The sequence below is a fragment of the Acidovorax radicis genome (assembly GCF_020510705.1).
GTDB classification, from domain to species: domain Bacteria; phylum Pseudomonadota; class Gammaproteobacteria; order Burkholderiales; family Burkholderiaceae_C; genus Acidovorax; species Acidovorax radicis_A.
Genome location: NZ_CP075184.1, coordinates 2,702,108 through 2,719,383, shown reverse-complemented (window position 1 = coordinate 2,719,383; position 17,276 = coordinate 2,702,108). Strand labels below are relative to the sequence as shown.

General features: G+C 65.3%; 15 protein-coding genes and 1 pseudogene. 10 read left to right on the top strand and 6 right to left on the bottom strand.

What is annotated here, in order from left to right; genetic code table 11:
* Positions 1-15: 15 nt before the first annotated feature.
* From KI609_RS12390 to KI609_RS12365, 6 genes are all read right to left on the bottom strand, one after another.
* The gene (locus KI609_RS12390; RefSeq protein ID WP_226443652.1) at positions 16-1,350 is read right to left on the bottom strand and encodes a TolC family outer membrane protein; all 1,335 of its coding nucleotides are present in this window, start codon (positions 1,348-1,350) and stop codon (positions 16-18) included.
* A 78-nt stretch (positions 1,351-1,428) separates the two neighbouring features.
* Positions 1,429-1,770 (bottom strand): rhodanese-like domain-containing protein, encoded by a 342-nt coding sequence (locus KI609_RS12385; RefSeq protein WP_226443650.1) that lies wholly within the window; start codon positions 1,768-1,770, stop codon positions 1,429-1,431.
* A gap of 36 nt (positions 1,771-1,806) precedes the next feature.
* Entirely contained in the window at positions 1,807-2,520 is a 714-nt protein-coding gene (locus KI609_RS12380; RefSeq protein ID WP_226443648.1) for a protein-L-isoaspartate O-methyltransferase family protein, read from the bottom strand.
* Positions 2,521-2,554: 34 nt separating this feature from the next.
* Entirely contained in the window at positions 2,555-5,755 is a 3,201-nt protein-coding gene (locus tag KI609_RS12375; protein WP_226443646.1) for an efflux RND transporter permease subunit, read from the bottom strand.
* Between the two features lie 15 nt (positions 5,756-5,770).
* Positions 5,771-6,940: an efflux RND transporter periplasmic adaptor subunit gene (locus KI609_RS12370; RefSeq protein ID WP_226443644.1), complete on the bottom strand. Its 1,170-nt coding sequence runs from the start codon at positions 6,938-6,940 to the stop codon at positions 5,771-5,773.
* A gap of 2 nt (positions 6,941-6,942) precedes the next feature.
* Positions 6,943-7,659, bottom strand: coding sequence for a TetR/AcrR family transcriptional regulator (locus tag KI609_RS12365; RefSeq protein WP_226443642.1), 717 nt, complete (start codon positions 7,657-7,659; stop codon positions 6,943-6,945).
* Positions 7,660-7,759: 100 nt separating this feature from the next.
* Between KI609_RS12365 and msrA the strand changes: the two genes are divergently transcribed.
* The 10 genes and pseudogenes from msrA to KI609_RS12315 form a co-directional block, all read left to right on the top strand.
* Positions 7,760-8,296, top strand: a complete 537-nt coding sequence (gene msrA, locus KI609_RS12360; protein WP_226443640.1) for a peptide-methionine (S)-S-oxide reductase MsrA — start codon at positions 7,760-7,762, stop codon at positions 8,294-8,296.
* Positions 8,297-8,505: 209 nt separating this feature from the next.
* Complete coding sequence (locus KI609_RS12355; RefSeq protein ID WP_226450378.1) at positions 8,506-8,931, top strand: Fur family transcriptional regulator; 426 nt, start codon at positions 8,506-8,508, stop codon at positions 8,929-8,931.
* Entirely contained in the window at positions 8,928-9,602 is a 675-nt protein-coding gene (locus KI609_RS12350) for an ABC transporter ATP-binding protein (RefSeq protein ID WP_226443638.1), read from the top strand. Before KI609_RS12355 ends, KI609_RS12350 begins: the two co-directional genes overlap by 4 nt.
* Before the next feature lie 5 nt (positions 9,603-9,607).
* Positions 9,608-10,846 carry an ABC transporter permease gene (locus KI609_RS12345; protein ID WP_226443636.1) on the top strand — a complete coding sequence of 413 codons (1,239 nt, stop codon included), beginning with the start codon at positions 9,608-9,610 and terminating at the stop codon, positions 10,844-10,846.
* Positions 10,847-10,935: 89 nt separating this feature from the next.
* Positions 10,936-11,187 (top strand): hypothetical protein, encoded by a 252-nt coding sequence (locus KI609_RS12340; protein ID WP_226443634.1) that lies wholly within the window; start codon positions 10,936-10,938, stop codon positions 11,185-11,187.
* A gap of 302 nt (positions 11,188-11,489) precedes the next feature.
* Positions 11,490-12,002: a DUF3299 domain-containing protein gene (locus KI609_RS12335; RefSeq protein ID WP_319003144.1), complete on the top strand. Its 513-nt coding sequence runs from the start codon at positions 11,490-11,492 to the stop codon at positions 12,000-12,002.
* 150 nt (positions 12,003-12,152) lie between these two features.
* Positions 12,153-12,737 (top strand): hypothetical protein, encoded by a 585-nt coding sequence (locus tag KI609_RS12330; protein ID WP_226443632.1) that lies wholly within the window; start codon positions 12,153-12,155, stop codon positions 12,735-12,737.
* 354 nt (positions 12,738-13,091) lie between these two features.
* On the top strand, positions 13,092-15,206 hold the full coding sequence (locus KI609_RS12325) for a TonB-dependent receptor domain-containing protein (RefSeq protein WP_226443630.1): 2,115 nt from the start codon (positions 13,092-13,094) through the stop codon (positions 15,204-15,206).
* Positions 15,207-15,388: 182 nt separating this feature from the next.
* A complete protein-coding gene (locus KI609_RS12320; RefSeq protein ID WP_226443628.1) occupies positions 15,389-17,011 on the top strand; it encodes a sensor domain-containing diguanylate cyclase in 1,623 nt (540 codons plus the stop codon).
* 9 nt (positions 17,012-17,020) lie between these two features.
* Positions 17,021-17,215 (top strand): annotated as a pseudogene (locus KI609_RS12315) (hypothetical protein); the annotation flags it as partial.
* Between the last annotated feature and the right edge of the window lie 61 nt (positions 17,216-17,276).

The following is a 17,276-nucleotide window of genomic DNA, read 5'->3' as shown; positions in this document are numbered from 1 at the left end:
ATCCCTTGAATACGCTTATTTCACCAGCAGCGCGTTGATCGCCTGCACATCATCGGGCGTGAGCGTGCCAGCGGCCTGGCGCAGCTTGAGCGTGCCCAGCAAGACGTTGTAGCGGGCCTGCGCCAGGTCGCGTTTGGTCTGGAAGAGCTGGCTTTGGGCATTGAGCACATCGATGTTGATGCGCACGCCCACCTGATACCCCAGCTTGTTGGCATCGAGCGCGCTCTGGCTGGAGGCCTCGGCGGCCTCAAGGGCCTGCACCTGGCCCTGGCCTGACTGCACCCCAAAGAACGCGGCGCGTGTGGCTTGGGCGACGTTGCGGCGGGCCGTTTCGAGGTCGGCGGCGGCTTTTTCTTCAAGTGCCAGGGTTTCTTTCACGCGGTTTTGCACGGCAAAACCGGCAAAAAGCGGCAGATTCAGGGCTACACCCACACTGGCGCTGTTGGCGCGGCTGGTAATGCCTGGCGCCGTGATCGTGCCGTTCACGTTGCGCGTGATGTTGTAGCCCGCTTGCAGGTCCACCGTAGGCAGGTGGCCGGTTTCGGCTTTTTTGGTTTCGAGGCGTGCAATGTCCAGGGCAATGGCCGCCTGGCGCACGGCCGGTTGTTGCTCGCGTGCGGTTTCCACCCAGGTGGCCACGTTGTCGGGCAACACGCTGGGCACTTGCACCGGCAAGGCCAAGGGTCGGGGCTGGGCACCGGCAATACCCACCAGTTGGTCGAGCGCGAGGTGCTTGACGCGCAAATCGTTTTCGGCGGCGATCTCTTGGGCGATCACGAGGTCGTAGCGGGCCTGCGCTTCGCGCGAATCGGTCACCGTGGTGGTGCCCACTTCGAAGTTGCGCTTGGCCGATGCGAGCTGCTCGGAGACGGCGGCTTTCTGGGCCTGCACAAAGGTCAACGTGTCTTGTGCGGCGAGCACGTCGAAATAGGCCTGGCTCACCCGCACCAGCAGATCCTGCGTGGCCGCATCCAGCTGCGCCTGGGCCACATCCACGCCGCGTTCACCCTGTTGCAGGGTGATGCGGTTGGCAGGCCGATACAACGGCTGGGTGGCATTGATGCCCACGGTCTGGGCCGTGCCGGTGTTTTGGATGGAAGGGCGGCTCAACTCCACATTCGACCGGTTCAGGCCACTGGACAGGGCTGCCGAGGGCAGCAGGCCCGCGCGGGCTTGATCGGCTCGGCGTGCGGCGGCGTCCAGCTGGGCACGGGCCGATTGCCAGGTGGTGTCGTAGGTCCGCGCCGATTCCACCAGTTCCAGCAGGCTCTGCGCCTGCGCCGGGGCACACAGCGCTGTGCCCAGCGCCATGGACAGAAGTGACAGGGAGAGAGGCCGGAGCGGTGTCATGGAAGTCTTTCGGAGGAACTGCGGATCGAATGAACGGGGGCGAAAGGGCGGCACCCCCTAAAAAGGGCGCCAGGCCGGTCAGTAGCGGGGTACGCCGGGATCGGCTTCATGCGACCAGGCATCGATCCCGCCAGTGATGTTGGCCACCCGCTCAAAATCGTGGTGATCCAGAAACGCCGCCACGCGCAGGCTGCGTGCGCCGTGGTGGCACAGGCAAGCGGTGGGGCGGGCCGGGTTGAGTTCGGCCAGGCGCGCGGACAGCTCGCCCATGGGAATGGCAACCAGTTCGAAACCGTCCGCCCGCACACTCGCGGTTTGCAGCTCCCAGGGCTCGCGCACGTCCAGCACCAGGGGCATGCTGCCTTCGGGCGCGGTGGCAAACCATGCAGACAACTGGGCAGGGCGGACGTGGTCGATCATGCGGAACTCCGAGGAAAAAGACTCAGAAAGCGGGGCTCAGAACGTGAAGCCCGAGGGTTCGGGGAAATGGACAAGGCGTGGCGCAATGGTGTCCCACGGCGAGGTGGTCTCGAAGCGGTCGCCCGTGCGGCGGACCAGGGTGAAGCGCATCACGGGCTCACTGCCCACGATGGCGCCCAGGCGGCCACCGTCGCGCAGCAACGCCAGCAGGTGAGGGGGCACGTCGACCACCGAACCACTGAGCACGATCACATCAAACGGGCCATCGGGAATGGGGTCGCGCGCACCATCGGCCTGGCGCACATCGGCGTTGGCCACGCCGGCATTGCGCAGGTTGTCGTGGGCCATGCTGGCCAGGGCGGGGTTGATTTCGAGCGAGACAACGCGCTCGGCACGGGAGGCCAGCAAGGCAGCCATATACCCCGAGCCCGCACCAATTTCGAGCACGCGGTCGGTGGGCTTGATTTGCATGTCTTGCAGGATGCGGGCCTCGACACGGGGCTGCAGCATGCTGTGGCCCAGGCGCACGGCTTCTTCGGCATCAGTGCCGAGCAAGGGGATTTCGATGTCCATGAACGCCATGCTGCGGTAGGCGGCAGGCACGAAGTTTTCGCGGTGCACCTGCGTCAGCAGTTCCAGCACGTCAGCGTCGAGCACGTTCCAGGGGCGGATCTGCTGCTCGATCATGTTGTAACGGGCCTGGGCGACGGGGTCGCTGATGTTGGCAGACGTGTTCAGGGGCATGTTCATGAAATTTCTCCGTAGGGGGCGGGTGTCGAGACGATCAGGACAAACCCTTGATTTTAGAGGCCTCGGGCTGTGCGCTGGCGCGGCCCATCTTGCGAAGCGCCCACTGGGCCAGATCGTCCATGTAGCAATACACCACCGGCACGACGACCAGCGTCAAAAGCGAGGACGTAATCACGCCGCCAATCACCGCCTGGCCCATGGGCGCGCGCTGCTCGGAACCTTCAGACAACGCAAACGCCAGGGGCACCATGCCAAAAATCATGGCCAGTGTGGTCATCAGGATGGGGCGCAGGCGCACGCGGGCGGCCAGCAGCAGTGCATCCGATCGCGGCAGGCCGGGAACGGTGACTCCGTTTTCGTTCACGTACTCCTGGCGGGAGCGGATCGCAAAGTCCACCAGCAAGATGGCGTTTTTGGTCACCAGGCCCATCAGCATCACCACGCCGATGATCGAAAACATCGACAGCGTGGAGCGGAACATCAACAGCGCCAGCACCACACCAATGAGGGTGAGCGGCAAAGCCGTCATGAGCGCCAGCGGCTGCAAGAAGCTCTTGAACTGGCTGGCCAGGATCATGTAGATGAAGATGATCGCCATGGCCAGCGCCGAAATCGCATAACCAAACGATTCGGCCATGTTTTTGGTGGAGCCGCCAAACTGATAGCGGTAGCCGGGCGGGAAGCTCACGCTGTCCAGCGCCTTCTTGATGTCGGCCGATACCTCGCCGGCCGAGCGCAGGCCCACGTTGGCATTCACGGCCACTTCGCGGGTCAGGTCGCGCCGATTGATCTGGTTGGCGCCAGTGGATTCGGCCACGGTGGCGACCTGGTTCAGGCGCACGATGCGGGTGGTGCCATCGGCAGCCGTCAGGGCAAAGGGCAGGCGTGCAAGGTCCTCGGGGGCGGTGCGGGCCTCGGGGGCCAGGCGCACGTTCACGTCATAGGTCTGGTCGTCGGGCGCGCGCCAATTGCCCACGGTGGTGCCAGCCACCAGCGTGCGCAGCGACGCTGCCATCGGCGCCACCGAAAGGCCCAGGTCGGATGCCACGTCGCGCTTTACCGCCAGGGATATCACGGGTTTGTCGGGTTTGGCACTGGTGTCCAGGTCCACCAGACCGGGGATGTCGCGGATCTTTTCAGTCACCACACGGGTCAGGCGCTCCAGTTCTTGCAGGTCGGGCCCTTGCAGCGAAAACTCGATCTGCTTTTGCCCCCCCACCGGGTCCAGCAGACCCACATGGGTGACCGTGATGCCGGGCACACTTTTGAGGCGCTCGCGCAACACGGTGGACATGTCGTCCACGCTGCGGGTGCGGTCCTTGCGGTCCACCAGGCGCACGTAGATGCTGGCGTAAATCTTGCCCTGCGCGGTGCCTGTGTTCAGCGTGGCCAGGGTGTAGCGCACTTCTGGTAGCTCACGCAGGATGCCCTCGACCTGCCGTGCCTTGGCCTCGGTGGCCTCCAGCGATGAACCGACAGGGGTGTAGAAATTGACGGTGGTCTCAGAAAAATCGGCCTTGGGCACGAACTCGGTGCCCAGCAGCGGCACCATGAAGATGCTCAGCACGAAGATGCCCAGGGCGATTGCCATGGTGGTCAGCTTGTGAAGCAGTGACCAGCGCAAAATGCGCTGGTAACCCTCGGCCAGGGTGTCTGTCGCGCGTTCGAACCAGCCCGTCACGCGGCCGATGGTCTTGTCATAGAAGGTGACCGGGGCCACCTGCTGACCATGGCTGCGGATGCTCGGGTCGTGCCAGATGCTCGAGAGCATGGGGTCGAGCGTGAAGCTCACAAACATCGAGATCATCACCGCCGCGACGATGGTGATGCCGAACTCATGAAAGAACTTGCCGATGATGCCGCCCATGAAGCCGATGGGCATGAACACCGCCACGATGGACAGCGTGGTGGCCAGCACCGCCAGGCCAATCTCCTGCGTGCCGTCCATGGCGGCAGCGTAGGCGCCTTTGCCCATCTGCACATGGCGCACGATGTTCTCGCGCACCACGATGGCATCGTCGATCAGCAGGCCCACGCACAGAGAGAGCGCCATCAGCGTGATCATGTTGATGGTGAAGCCAAACATGTTCATGAACAGGAACGTGCCGATCAGCGCAATCGGCAGGGTCAGCCCCGTGATCACGGTCGAGCGCCAGGAATTGAGGAACAGAAAGACGATGAGCACCGTGAGTGCCGCGCCTTCGATCAGGGTCTGGCGCACGTTGTTGACCGCCACACGGATGGGGCGGGCGCTGTCGCCAATGGTCTCCAGCCGCACGCCAGGAGGCAGCTGGCTGCGCAACTCGGCCACGGCGGCGTTCAGTCCATCGACCACTTCGATGGTGTTCTCTTCCTGCGATTTCTGCACCGACAGCAGCAGCGTGCGCTGGCCGTTGTACAGCGCCAGGCTCTCCACTTCCTGTGCGCCATCGTTCACGCGGGCCACCTGGTCCAGGTACACGGGCGCGTTGTTCTTGCGGGCAACGATGATCTTGCCGAAGTCCTCGGGGCGTTGCATGCGGGCGTCGATCTGCACCACGCGCTCCTGCGCCAGCGAGCGGATGGCGCCCACCGGCAAGTCCTGGTTCTCGTTGCGCACGGCATTGGCCACCTGGTCGGGGGTGACGCCGAACGCTTCCAGCGCCTGCGGGTTCAGGTAGATGTTTATCTCGCGCTTGGTGGCGCCCACCAGGTTCACGGCGCCGACGCCGCGCACATTCTCGAGGCGCTTTTTCAGGATCTGCTCGGCCCAGGTGGTCAGCTCCACGGCACTGCGGGCCGTGGAGCCCGCCGTGTCGTCGGGCAGCACGGCCAGTGACCACACGGCGCGGCTGGCCGGGTCAAAGCGCAGCACGCGTGGCTCCTTGACCTCGGTGCGCAGCAGGGGGCGCACGGTGGCGACCTTCTCGCGCACGTCTTCGGCGGCCTTGCGGCCATCGATGTGCAGCTGGAACTCGATGATGACCACCGCCGTGCCCTCGTAGCTGCGTGAGGTGAGGGCGTTGATGCCTGCAATCGAGTTGACACCTTCCTCGATCTTCTTGGTGACTTCGCTTTCGACGATTTCAGGCGATGCCCCGGGGTAGTCCACGGTAACCACGACCACCGGGAAGTCGATGTTGGGGAACTGATCGACCTTGAGGCGCTGGTAAGAGAACAGGCCCAGCACGACGATGGCGAGCATCACCATCGTGGCGAACACGGGGTTTTTGAGGCTGACTTTGGTGAACCACATGGTGGGCCGGGGAGGTCAGGGCGCTGCGCGGGATGTTGCGGGCAACGCGGCGGCTGTCGCAGCCACGGCCACGGCCGTGCCCTCGCGCAACTGGCCGATCCGGCCCGCAACCACCACCGTGCCTTCCGGCACACCTTCGACCGCCACCAGGGTCTGGCCATTGACCACGGCACGCGTGCCCGTCTTGACCTCCACATAGGCCACACGGCCATCCTTGAGCGTTTGCAGGTAGGGCGCGGGTTTGTCGGTGCGCACGGCATCCAGCGCAACGGCCAGCACATCGGCCCGCCCGGTATCGAGCGTGCCCTGCACAAACAGGCCTTGCCGCAGCGGCATGGCGCCGGAGGGCTGCTCCACCCGCAGGTAGACCGGCACCGTGCGGCTGCCCGCCTGGGCGCTGGGGTTGATGCGCACCACGGTGGCAGGCACCGGGGCCCCGATGCCCTCGATGGTGAGCTGAGCTTTCTGGCCCACGCGCACCGCCACGGAATCCGACGGGCTGAGCAACGCCTCCAGCTCCAGCCGCGACAGGTCCACCACCTCAATGATGCGGGCGTCAATGGCCACGCGCTCGCCCGGTTGGGCCAATCGCTGGGCCACCAGCCCGCTGATGGGGCTTTTAAGCACCGTATCTTCGAGCGCCTTGCGCGCCACGTCGGCCGTTGCCACGGTGGCCTGGTAGCTGGATTGGGCCGCTTCCAGGCTGGCCTGCGAGGTCACCAGTGCCGTGGCCGAGATAAAGCCCTGGTCCACCAGCGCGCGGTTGTTGGTGTACTGCCGCTGGTTGATGTCCACCTGCGATTTGGCGGCGTCGGCCTGCTGCTGGGCCTGGCGCAGGCGTGCACGGGCTTCGGTCGGGTCGATGCGTGCCACTACCTGGCCCGCCTTGACGCTGTCGCCTTCACGCAAAGTCAGGCCCTGCAGTTCGCCGGCCACGCGTGCCTTGACCATGGCCGAGTCCACGGCCCGCAACGAGCCTGATACCGGCACCCCCAGCGAGAGCTGGGACGACTGCACGGTGACGACCTCATCGGGTGCCAGTTGCAGCGGTGCCTCGGCGCGTTGGGTGGTGGCCTCGGCCAAAGCCTTTTGCTGCGCCTGCCGCGCCGCCATGGCACGCCACACACCGCCACCGATCAGCACGACGGCGATGGCTGCAACGCCCAAGGGAATCCAGCGTTTCATGGTCAGGTGCCGCGTGGGGGCGGTGAAGAGGAGGAAGGGGGTGGAATGGGCTGCGAGCCTTCGGGCCGCACCAGCAGGCCATGCAGCACGTTGTCGATCTGCGCCTCGATATACAACTCAGGCCGTAATCCCAGCGAGTCTGGAATACACGCGCCCACCGAATGTTTCCACATCATGAGGAAGATCATGGGGGCCAGCACCACGTGCACGATGTAGTCCAGCGGCACGGGGCGGAACTCGCCGCGCTCGATGCCGCGCTCGACGATGCGGCGGATCAGCGCTTGTCCCGGCAGAATCACCTCCTGCTGGTAGAACTCGGTGATCTCCGGGAAATTCTGGGCCTCGCTGAACATCAGCTTGGTGATGCCCGAGGCCTTGGTGGCGCCGATGCGCTCCCACCACACCTGGTAGCAGTAGCGCAGCAGATCGCTCGTGGTGCCTTCGAACGACTCCAGTTCGCCTCGCCACTCTTCAAACCGGCCTGCAATGTTCTGCCGCACCACGGCCTTGAACAGTTCTTCCTTGCTGGGGAAATACAGAAAGAGCGTGCCTTTGGACACCCCGGCCCGCGCCGCCACCTCATCCACCCGCGTCGCGGCAAAACCCTTTTCGACAAAAAGGTCCAGCGCAGCCTCCAGCAGCTCACCCGGGCGGGCTTCCTTGCGGCGCTCGCGTTTGGTGCCAACTGGGGCGGTAGTGGGAACAGGCGTATGGGACAAGGGGCAACTTCGTTAATGACTGACCGGTTAGTAATGTAGCAAGCACGTGCGGGAGCGTCAATTGATAATCAGACGATTTGACGAACAACCAAGGATTGCCATGACTTTGCAAACCATCACCCTGGGCGGCGGCTGTTTTTGGTGCACCGAAGCCGTGTTCGACCGCGTGCGCGGTATCACCGACGTGGAAAGCGGCTACACCAACGGCCACACCGTCCACCCCACGTACGAGCAGATCTGCCAGGGCGATACCGGTCACGCCGAGGTGGTGCGCCTGACGTTCGATGCCGACGAGATCAGCCTGCAAGAGATCCTGGAAATCTTCTTCCATACCCACGACCCCTCCACGCTCAACCGCCAGGGCAACGACGTGGGCACGCAATACCGCAGCGGCATCTACTTTGACAACCCTGAGCACGGCGAGATCGCTAACGTCATGATCCGGCAGATGTCGCAAGACAAGCTGTTTGGAGCGCTCATCACCACCGAGGTGAAGCCGCTCTCGGACTACAGCACGGCCGAGGCGTACCACCAGGACTACTTTGCGAACAACCCGAACGCAGGCTATTGCGCGTTTGTGGTGGGGCCGAAGGTGGAGAAGTTTCGCAAGACGTTTACGCGCTATTTGAAGGGGTGAGTCGAAGGCTCGGGTGGCTGTGAAAGGTGCGGCGTCACTGCCTCAGGCCCTGAGTCCATCGGCTTTCATGCCCGCTGTGGTCAGTGCGGGGGTTGTGTGCGGGCATAATGCAACCCAATTGCGTTATGCCACGTCCATACGCCACATCCATGTCCGCACCGTCCTCTTCAAACGCTCACCGCTTCCAGCCCTGGTCGCTCCCGCCCGGCATGCGCGCCACCCGCGCCACGCGGGCGCTGGCTGCGCTGTATGAGGCCCGACCAGACGCCGCGTTGTCTGAAGCCGAGGTCGAGACGGCCCTGGCTGCCGCGGGTGCTGCGGTCAACAAAGTCACCGTCTACCGCCTGCTCGACCGCTTTGCCGCTGCAGGCCTGCTGCACAAGCAGGTGGATGCCGCCCGCGTGACGCGGTACGCGCTGGCCCCACAAGGCGAAGAGGGCGCTGCACCCCGCTTTGAATGCGACGACTGCCACCGCCAATTCCGCCTGTCGCAGGGCTCGGTCAAAGTGCAGACGGCTCTCAAGCAGGTGCTGCAGGCGCTGGCCACGGCCGGGCATGAGGGCCTGGCCGTGGACATTGCAGTGCGCGGGCGGTGCTCGGGCTGTGCGCACCCCTCGGAAGGCTCCGCCGCATGATCCGCACCCGGGGCCTGTCCTACACCTACGCCACGGGCGGCGCTGCGCCGCTGCGCTTCCCGGACGTGGATCTGCGCCAGGGCGGCACCTTGCTGCTGCGTGGCCGGTCGGGCACGGGCAAATCGACCTGGCTGTCGCTGATGGCCGGGTTGCGCGGGGCCAGCGGGGGCGACCTGTTTGTGGCGGGCACGCAGCTGGGCACGCAGCGCGGGGCCGAGATCGATGCCTGGCGCGCCCGCACGATTGGTTTTTTGCCGCAAAAGCTGTACCTCAGCAGCGCACTCACGGTGGCCGACAACCTGGCGTTGGCTTACTTTGCGGCCGGGCTGCCACGTGACGATGCAGCCATCCAGCGCGCATTGGCGCAGGTGGGGGTGGCCGAGCTGGCCGCCCGCAAGCCACACCAACTCTCGGGCGGGCAGGCACAGCGCGTGGCGCTGGCGCGGGCCGTGTTGCTGGCGCCGCAGGTGCTGCTGGCCGACGAGCCCACGGCCAGCCTGGACGACGAGGCCGCCTTTGATGCGCTGGCGCTGCTGCAGCAAAGCGCCGCCGCCTGCGATGCCAGCCTGGTGATCGCCACGCATGACCAGCGTGTGGTGTCCGCCCTGGCGGGTGTTCAGCCCCTGGATTTGAATGAAATGGGCGCCCAGCGCTTATCGGATAAGCGCTAGCAGCTATGAATTCAGGAGTATTCAAACTCGCCCGCCTGTCATGGCGCTACCTGTGGTCTCGCCCGCTGGCGGCCGTGCTCAACCTGCTGGTGCTCACGCTGGGCCTGGCGGCCATCACGCTGGTGCTGCTGGTCGCCACGCAGCTCGACAAGGCGTTCGAGCGCGACCTCGCGGGCATTGACCTGGTGGTGGGCGCCAAGGGCAGCCCGCTGCAGCTCATTCTGGCGGGGGTGTTCCACATCGATGTGCCCACCGGCAACATCCCGCTGCAGGATGTGCAGGCGCTGCAGAAGAACCCGCTGGTGGCGCAGGTCATCCCGCTGAGCCTGGGCGACAGCTACCAGGGCTACCGCATCGTGGGCACCACGCCTGACTATGTGGCGCACTACGAGGCCACGCTGGCCGAAGGCGCGCTGTGGCAGCAGCCCATGGATGCCGTGCTGGGCGCCACGGTCGCGCGCAGCATCGTCAAAGCCACCCATGGCGGCGCCCCGCTGGTGGGCTCCACGTTCATTGGTAGCCACGGCCTGGGCGGGGGAGGGCACGCGCATGGCGACCACCCCTACCGCGTGAGCGGCGTGCTGGTGCCCTGCGGCTGCGTGCTTGACCGGCTCATCCTGACCAGCACCGAATCCGTCTGGCTGGTGCACGAGACCGCCACGGCCGATGGCCCCGACGACCTGGAAATCCTCAAGCAAGAGCGCGAAGTGACCGTGGCCCTGGTGCGCTACCGCTCGCCCCTGGCCGCCGTCACGCTGCCGCGCCAGATCAATGCCGACACGGCCATGCAGGCGGCCGCGCCCGCGATCGAGGTCACGCGCCTGCTGCGCCTGCTGGGCGTGGGGGCCGATGTGCTGCGCGCCTTTGGCTGCGTGCTGCTGGCGGTGGCCGCGCTGAGCGTGTTCATCGCGCTGTGGAACGCCGTGCGCGAGCGCCGGGCCGACCTGGCCATGCTGCGCATGCTGGGCGCGCCCCCGGGCCGCGTGGCCGGGTTGGTGCTGTGGGAAGCGCTGTGGCTGGCCGCGCTGGCGTCTGTTTTGGGCTTGGTGCTGGGCCACGGCCTGGCCGAAGGGCTGGGCTGGGCGCTCAGCGCCCAGGGGTTGTTGCCGGTGACCGGGCTGGTGTGGCTGCCGGCCGAAGCTGGCGTGCCCTTACTGGCTGCGGCGGTGGCCGCATTGGCCGCGCTGCTGCCCGCTTTGCAGGCCTATCGCACCGATGTGGCCGATTTGCTGGGCCAGGCATGAGCGATCGCCTGCCCACTTGGGGGTTGCACCCCTTTCGTTTTTTGTCTTTTTCGTATTGTTTTCAACCCCTCCGTACTGAAAGGTCCTTCATGAAAAAATCCCTCCTCGCGCTGGCCCTGGCCCCATGGTTGCTGGCAGGTGCCTTCGCGCAGGCCCAAGGCCATGGCGACAAGGAAACCAAGGCCGACATTGAGCGCCACCGCGCCATGGCTGCCGCGCATGAATCTGCCGCCAAATGCCTGGAGTCGGGCAAAGACCATGACCAGTGCCAAAAAGACCTGCAGGCGGCCTGCCGCAACCTGGCCATTGGCAAAGACTGCGGGATGAAACACGCGCACTAAGCGCTTGTTCAAAGCATCGATTCGGCCGCTGCATTGACCCACGCTCATCCCCCAGCCTACCCATAGCCCAACCTATACCTATGTCTATCCCCATGTTCACCCCAACCGTCACCAGCGCAACGCCTCGCCATGCCACGCAGCGCGCGGCAACGCTTTCGCGGGTGCTGGGGGCGGCGGTGGTGGTGGGTTGTGGCGTGGTGGCGGTTATGGGTGGCGCGCTGCATGCACAGCCGGTGGTGGGCACCGCGCCCAAGCCCGCTGCGGCCCCTGCGGCGCAAACGGGGGCGCAAACGGGGGCGCAAATGGGGGCGCAAATGGGGGCGCAAATGGGGGCGCAAATGGGGGCGCCCGTGCTCTCGTCCCCGTTGCCGGCAGGCGCGGCCATGGGTGGGTTGCCTGCGGGCACCGGGCCGGGCTTTCACAGCCCCAGCAGCCCGATTGCGCCGCTGCCCCAGCGCTCGGATGTGGTGCCATGGTCCACGCTGACGGACCTGACCAAAAAGACCACCAAAGACGCCGTGCTGCCCGTGTTCAGCGCCCGCCAGCAGGGGTTGAACAAGACCGTGCAGCGCATTCAGGGCTTTATGGTGCCGCTGGATGCCAAGCCCACACAAACCCATTTTTTGCTGACCTCGGTGCCGCTGACCTGCGCTTTTTGCCTGCCCGGCGGGCCTGAGAGCATGGTCGAGGTCAAAGCCCGTACCCCCGTGCGCTACTCGCTGGAACCCGTGGTGGTGGAAGGCCAGTTCACGCTGCTCCCCAACGATCCCTATGGGCTGTATTACCGCGTGGTGAATGCGGTGCCGGTGAAATAGATCCGTCAATCAATCAACAAACAACTAAGTAAGTAAATAAATAAACAGTCCGGTGCATGGTCCGAAGACATCGCACGCCTCCGTTCCCCTGTTCCCCTGCTGCGCCAGTTTCTCTCGCCTCTTTCTTTTTCTTATTGCCCGTCCCGTTCCGTGAGCCACCCACCCATTTATTCGCCCGCTGCCTTTGCAGGCCGAGCCCCGCTGCGCCAGCCTGCGCGTGCGGCGGCGGCCCTCGGCGTGGCGCGGCGTTGGGCGGGGCAGGGCCTGCGCGTGGTGGGTGCCCAGGCCGCGCTGGTATGGCTGCTGCTGGCGCTGGTGGTGGCACCCACGCTGGGCCGTCTGCACCAGGTCACCCACGGCAGCACGCTTGACCGGGTGCACGCCGGGCGGGTGCTGCTGGCGCTGCAGGCTCCAACACAAGCCCAAGCGCAGGGTCTGGGGCCGCTAACCCTAACGCCAACGCCAGCGCAGCACCCCGCACTGGCCGCTGCACCGGCTCAGCCAGCGGGCGCCGTCCCCGCCAGCTCCCCCGGCCTGTTCGACCTGCTCGCCGGCCACCACAGCGCCGCCGACTGCCTGTTGCTCGATCAGCTCGCGCTGGGCGACGCCTTGTATTCCATCCCCATGGCGGTGCCTGCGCCCGTGCTGGCGCAAGCACCGCCCGCACCACCGGCCGACCGCGTCGGTGTGCTGCACGTCACGCTGTTCTACGCGCGCGGCCCGCCCGCAGTGTGAGCGCGTGAACACGTTTTAAGCGTCGCTTCAAAACGCTTGCGCTGCGGCCCGAGCCGGGGCCAGTGCAGCCATTCACCTTTGCCTATCGCTTCTTGAAAGAGGCGCACAACTCTGCGTGCCGTCAGCTGCTGGCAGATGGATGCAGATGAATGCAAAGGGGCGCAGAGCCGCGCAATGGATGGGTGTGTGGCGCCTGACAGCTCACATATCGATAGCTGCCAGCGCTTACGAATAAAGCGCTACATGCACTTTTTAATCATATTTTCGGGGCATGAACCGCCCCAAGCACCGCCGCAGCGGGCACTGGTTGCCCGCCATGTCGGCGCGCACCTATTGCACAGACAACAAGACACCATGAACACTTTTCACCCTGCACACCTCCTTCGCACACCCCGCCGTCCTGCCCTGCGCCCTGTGGCCCTTGCCGCGATGGTTCTGCTGTCTGGCACCCGGCTGGCACACGCGCAGGCCAGCCCCGACAGCGCGGCAGCCCCCACTCTGGCACCCGTTACCGTGTCGGCCAGCGGCCTGCAGCTGGGTGCCAACGACATGACCACACCGGCCACCGTGCTGGAGGGGGACGAGCTCGTGCGCCGCCGCGAGGCCACCCTGGGCGAGACGCTCAACAGTGAGCCCGGTATCACCAGCAGCCACTTTGGCGCCGGTGCCAGCCGCCCCATCATTCGCGGCATGGACGGCCCGCGCGTCAAGGTGCTGAGCGACGGGGCCGAGCTGCACGACGCCTCCACCATCAGCCCCGACCACGCCGTGGTGTCCGAGCCTTTGCTGGCCACCCAGATCGAAGTGCTGCGCGGCCCCTCGGCCCTGGTCTATGGCAACGGCGCCGTGGGCGGCGTGGTCAATGTGCTCGACGGCAAGGTGCCCACTGCGGTCCCTGAAAAAGGCTACGAAGGCAGCGCCGAGCTGCGCGCCAACACGGGCGCCCGCGAAGGGGCAGGGGCCTTCTCGCTGACCGGCGGCGCGGGCCACCTGGCGGTGCACGTGGAAGGCGTGGCGCGCGACGCAGGCGACTACCGCGTTGGCAAGGGCTGGGCGCCTGAGGGCGAACCCACCCGCAAGGTGTTGGGCAGCTTCAACCGCACCGACACCGGCAGCGTCGGCCTGTCGTGGGTGGGCGACCAGGGCTACCTGGGCGCGGCCTACACCCGCCAGACCGCCCAATATGGCCTGCCGGGGCATAACCACAGTTTTGACGGCTGCCACACCCACGGCGACCACCTGCACTGCGGCGCCCATGCCGATGACGAAGCAGACGGCCATGACCACGACCACGACGGGGCAGCGGGCGACGTGCCCGTGGTGGACCTGCGCAGCGAACGCTTCGACATCCGGGGCGAGCTGCGCAACCCGTTCACCGGCTTTTCGGCCCTGCGCCTGCGTGCGGGCGTCACCGACTACCAACACGACGAGGTCGAAGACGGCGCGGTCAGCACCACCTTCAAGAACAAGGCCTACGACACCCGCATCGAGCTACAGCACGAGCCGCTTGCTGGCTTCAAGGGGGTGGTTGGATTGCAAACCTCGCAACGCAAGTTCAGCGCCGAAGGCGAAGAGGCCTATGTGGAGCCCACCATCACGCGTAAGCTGGGCTTCTTTGCGCTAGAGGAATATCGCCTGGGCGACTGGCGCTTTGAAGCCGCCCTGCGCCACGACCGCCAGACGGCCGAAGCGCAAACCAGCGGCATCGAACGCAGCCACAACGGCACCTCGGCATCGCTGGGCGCGGTGTGGAAGTTCACGTCCGGCTACCAGGTCGGCACCTCTTTCACCCGCGCCAGCCGCGCCCCTTCGGCCGAAGAGCTGTATGCCAAGGGCCTGCACATGGCCACCAGCACGTATGAGCGCGGCAACGCCGACCTGAAGTCCGAGATCTCGCAGAACATCGACGTGAGCCTGAAGAAAACCAGCGGCGACACCACCTTTGGCGTGAGCGTCTTCCGCAACCGCATCAGCAACTACATCTATGGCCGCACGCTCGATGAAGTGGATGGCCTGCAACTGCTGCAATACAGCCAGGCCGACGCCACCTTCACCGGCATCGAAGGCCAGGTGCGCCAGCGCCTGACGCGCAATCTGGGCATCACCCTGTTCGGCGACACCGTGCGCGCCAAGCTCGACGGCGGCAACGGCCTGCTGCCCCGCATCCCCGCCACCCGCGCTGGCGTGCGGCTGGACGCCAACTGGCAAGCCTGGGAAGGCCAGGTCGAATGGGTGCAAGTGGCCCGCCAGACCCGCGTGGCCGAATTCGAAACCGCCACGCCCGGCTACGGCATGCTGAACCTGGGGGTGAGCTACAACGGCCAGTTCAGCAGCGGCACGCCATGGCAGGTGTATTTAAAGGCCAACAACCTGACGGACTGCCTGGCGTACGCGCACACCTCGTTCATCAAGAACGCAGCGCCGCTGATGGGGCGCAATCTGACGGTGGGGATGAAGGTGGCGTTTTGACGGGTGATGCCGTCGTGATGTGAGCGAGCCAGCGGCGGGGGAGGGCGTCGCTGGCTCGCGCTGTTTGGCTGCCCCAAACCACCGAAAATAAGGGGGCCCGGAACCCGTGCCATACTTGATCTCACGTGGTTGATTTTGCTATCCGTTGGATGTATTTGCCTCCCTTTTTGCAACAGCCCTGCATGCCCACCACTCCCACGCCGTCCGCAAAACTGCTGCAACTGTTACCCGAGGCGGTGGTGCAAACCGATGCGCTGTGGGAGATCACTTATCTGAACCCGGCGTGGCACAAGCTCACCGGCCATTCGGTGGCGGCGGCGCTCGGCAGGTCTTTGCTTGAATTCGTGCATCCTGACGACATCGGCACCCTGCGCTCGGGCATGCCGGTGTTCCGCTTGCGCTTTGCCGACGCGGACTATCGCTGGGTGCGTCTGCAGTTCCACCCGGAGACGGATGCGGCCGAGCGGGTGATCAGCCGCCAGGGTGTCCTGATCGAGATCACCGAGGTTACCGAGCAGGTGCTGGTGGAAATTCGCCAGCGCTTTCTGCGCTTGCTGGAAACCATTGATGGCGTGGTTTGGGAAGCTGAAATCGGGGTGGGCAATACCTTTCTGAGCCCGCAGGTCGAGCGCTTGTTCGGCTACTCGGTCGAGGAGTGGCGGGCTGACCCGGGCTTCTGGCGGGCGCATGTGCATCCCGATGACCTGGCGCAGGCCCTGCTGATTGACGATGCCGCTTACAACGCCACGCACAGCCATGCCTACGAGATGAGTTACCGGCTGATTGCCAAGTCGGGCAAGGTCGTGTGGGTGCGTGATCTGTGCCGCGCAGTGGTCGAGCCGGGTCGGCCGAACCGCATGATCGGCCTGATGATCGACGTCACCCAGCAGAAGAACACCGAACTCGATTTGTTGCGCTCCGAAAACCGCTATTCGCTGGCGACCCGCGGATCCAATGACGGCATCTGGTATTGGGACTTGCGAACGGACGCCCTGCATGTGTCTGGGCGTTTTCTTCAGATCGTCGGGCTGGGTAGCTCCGATCTTTTGCATGACGGGGGCTGGCGCTTTCTCGAGCAACTCATCGATACCGAGGATCGCGAGCGCGTGCAGGAGGCCTACCGCAGGCACCTGTCCGGAAACAGCTCGAACTTTTCGGTGGACTTCCGCGCGTTCCACGGGGCTGAGAGGCTGGTATGGGTCAATTGGCGCGGGCTCGCCGAGTTTGAAGACGGCGTTCCCGTGCGCATGGCGGGATCGTTGAGCGATCTGGCCGAGCGTGGCAGTTCCTACGATGCGCTGACCAACTTGCCCGGCCGGCCGTTGTTCCGTGATCGACTCGCGCAACTCATCGCGCTGCACCAGAACGACGGGGTGAACGGTGATGGCGTGCCGACGCGCGATGGATCTGCGATGTTCGCCGTGCTGCTGCTGGATCTCAACGGGTTCAAGGCTGTCAATGACAGCTATGGACATCATGTGGGCGACCAGCTATTGCAACAGGTGGCGCGGCGGCTCGAATCCTGTGTGCGGGCGATTGATCTGGTCGCCCGCATGAGTGGCGACGAGTTCAATGTGCTGTTGGAGTCCATTGATCCCGCTGAAGCCAGCCAACGCGCGGAGCAGATTGCCGCCGCCTTGGAAGCACCTTACGTGATTGGCAGGCACACCGTGATCAGTGGTGCGAGTATCGGATTGGCCAGCAGCGCATCCAAGTTGGCGACGGTCGACGACTACCTGCGCGCTGCAGACGCCGCCATGTACCGGGCCAAAAGTCAGTCATTGGGCGTGTGCGTGGCTCAATAAAGCGTCGTGGCCACGCCCGGCTACGGCATGCTGAACGTGGGGGTGAGCTACAACGGCCAGTTCAGCAGCGGCACGCCATGGCAGGTGTATTTGAAGGCCAACAACCTGACGGACCACCTGGCGTATGCGCACACCTCGTTCATCAAGAACGCAGCGCCGCTGATGGGGCGGCATCTGACGGTGGGGGTGAAGGTGGCGTTTTGACGGCGCAGCAAATCGAGTGCGCTGAAAAGGCGTGACCGGGCCGGTGGGAGAGGGCCATCCC

Bases quoted from the DNA above. Each gene is read 5' to 3' on its own strand.
- KI609_RS12390 (WP_226443652.1), bottom strand. From the start codon at position 1,350: ATGACACCGCTCCGGCCTCTCTCCCTGTCACTTCTGTCCATGGCGCTG.
- KI609_RS12385 (WP_226443650.1), bottom strand. From the start codon at position 1,770: ATGATCGACCACGTCCGCCCTGCCCAGTTGTCTGCATGGTTTGCCACC.
- KI609_RS12380 (WP_226443648.1), bottom strand. From the start codon at position 2,520: ATGAACATGCCCCTGAACACGTCTGCCAACATCAGCGACCCCGTCGCC.
- KI609_RS12375 (WP_226443646.1), bottom strand. From the start codon at position 5,755: ATGTGGTTCACCAAAGTCAGCCTCAAAAACCCCGTGTTCGCCACGATG.
- KI609_RS12370 (WP_226443644.1), bottom strand. From the start codon at position 6,940: ATGAAACGCTGGATTCCCTTGGGCGTTGCAGCCATCGCCGTCGTGCTG.
- msrA (WP_226443640.1), top strand. From the start codon at position 7,760: ATGACTTTGCAAACCATCACCCTGGGCGGCGGCTGTTTTTGGTGCACC.
- KI609_RS12355 (WP_226450378.1), top strand. From the start codon at position 8,506: ATGCGCGCCACCCGCGCCACGCGGGCGCTGGCTGCGCTGTATGAGGCC.
- KI609_RS12350 (WP_226443638.1), top strand. From the start codon at position 8,928: ATGATCCGCACCCGGGGCCTGTCCTACACCTACGCCACGGGCGGCGCT.
- KI609_RS12345 (WP_226443636.1), top strand. From the start codon at position 9,608: ATGAATTCAGGAGTATTCAAACTCGCCCGCCTGTCATGGCGCTACCTG.
- KI609_RS12340 (WP_226443634.1), top strand. From the start codon at position 10,936: ATGAAAAAATCCCTCCTCGCGCTGGCCCTGGCCCCATGGTTGCTGGCA.
- KI609_RS12335 (WP_319003144.1), top strand. From the start codon at position 11,490: ATGGGGGCGCAAATGGGGGCGCAAATGGGGGCGCAAATGGGGGCGCCC.
- KI609_RS12325 (WP_226443630.1), top strand. From the start codon at position 13,092: ATGAACACTTTTCACCCTGCACACCTCCTTCGCACACCCCGCCGTCCT.
- KI609_RS12320 (WP_226443628.1), top strand. From the start codon at position 15,389: ATGCCCACCACTCCCACGCCGTCCGCAAAACTGCTGCAACTGTTACCC.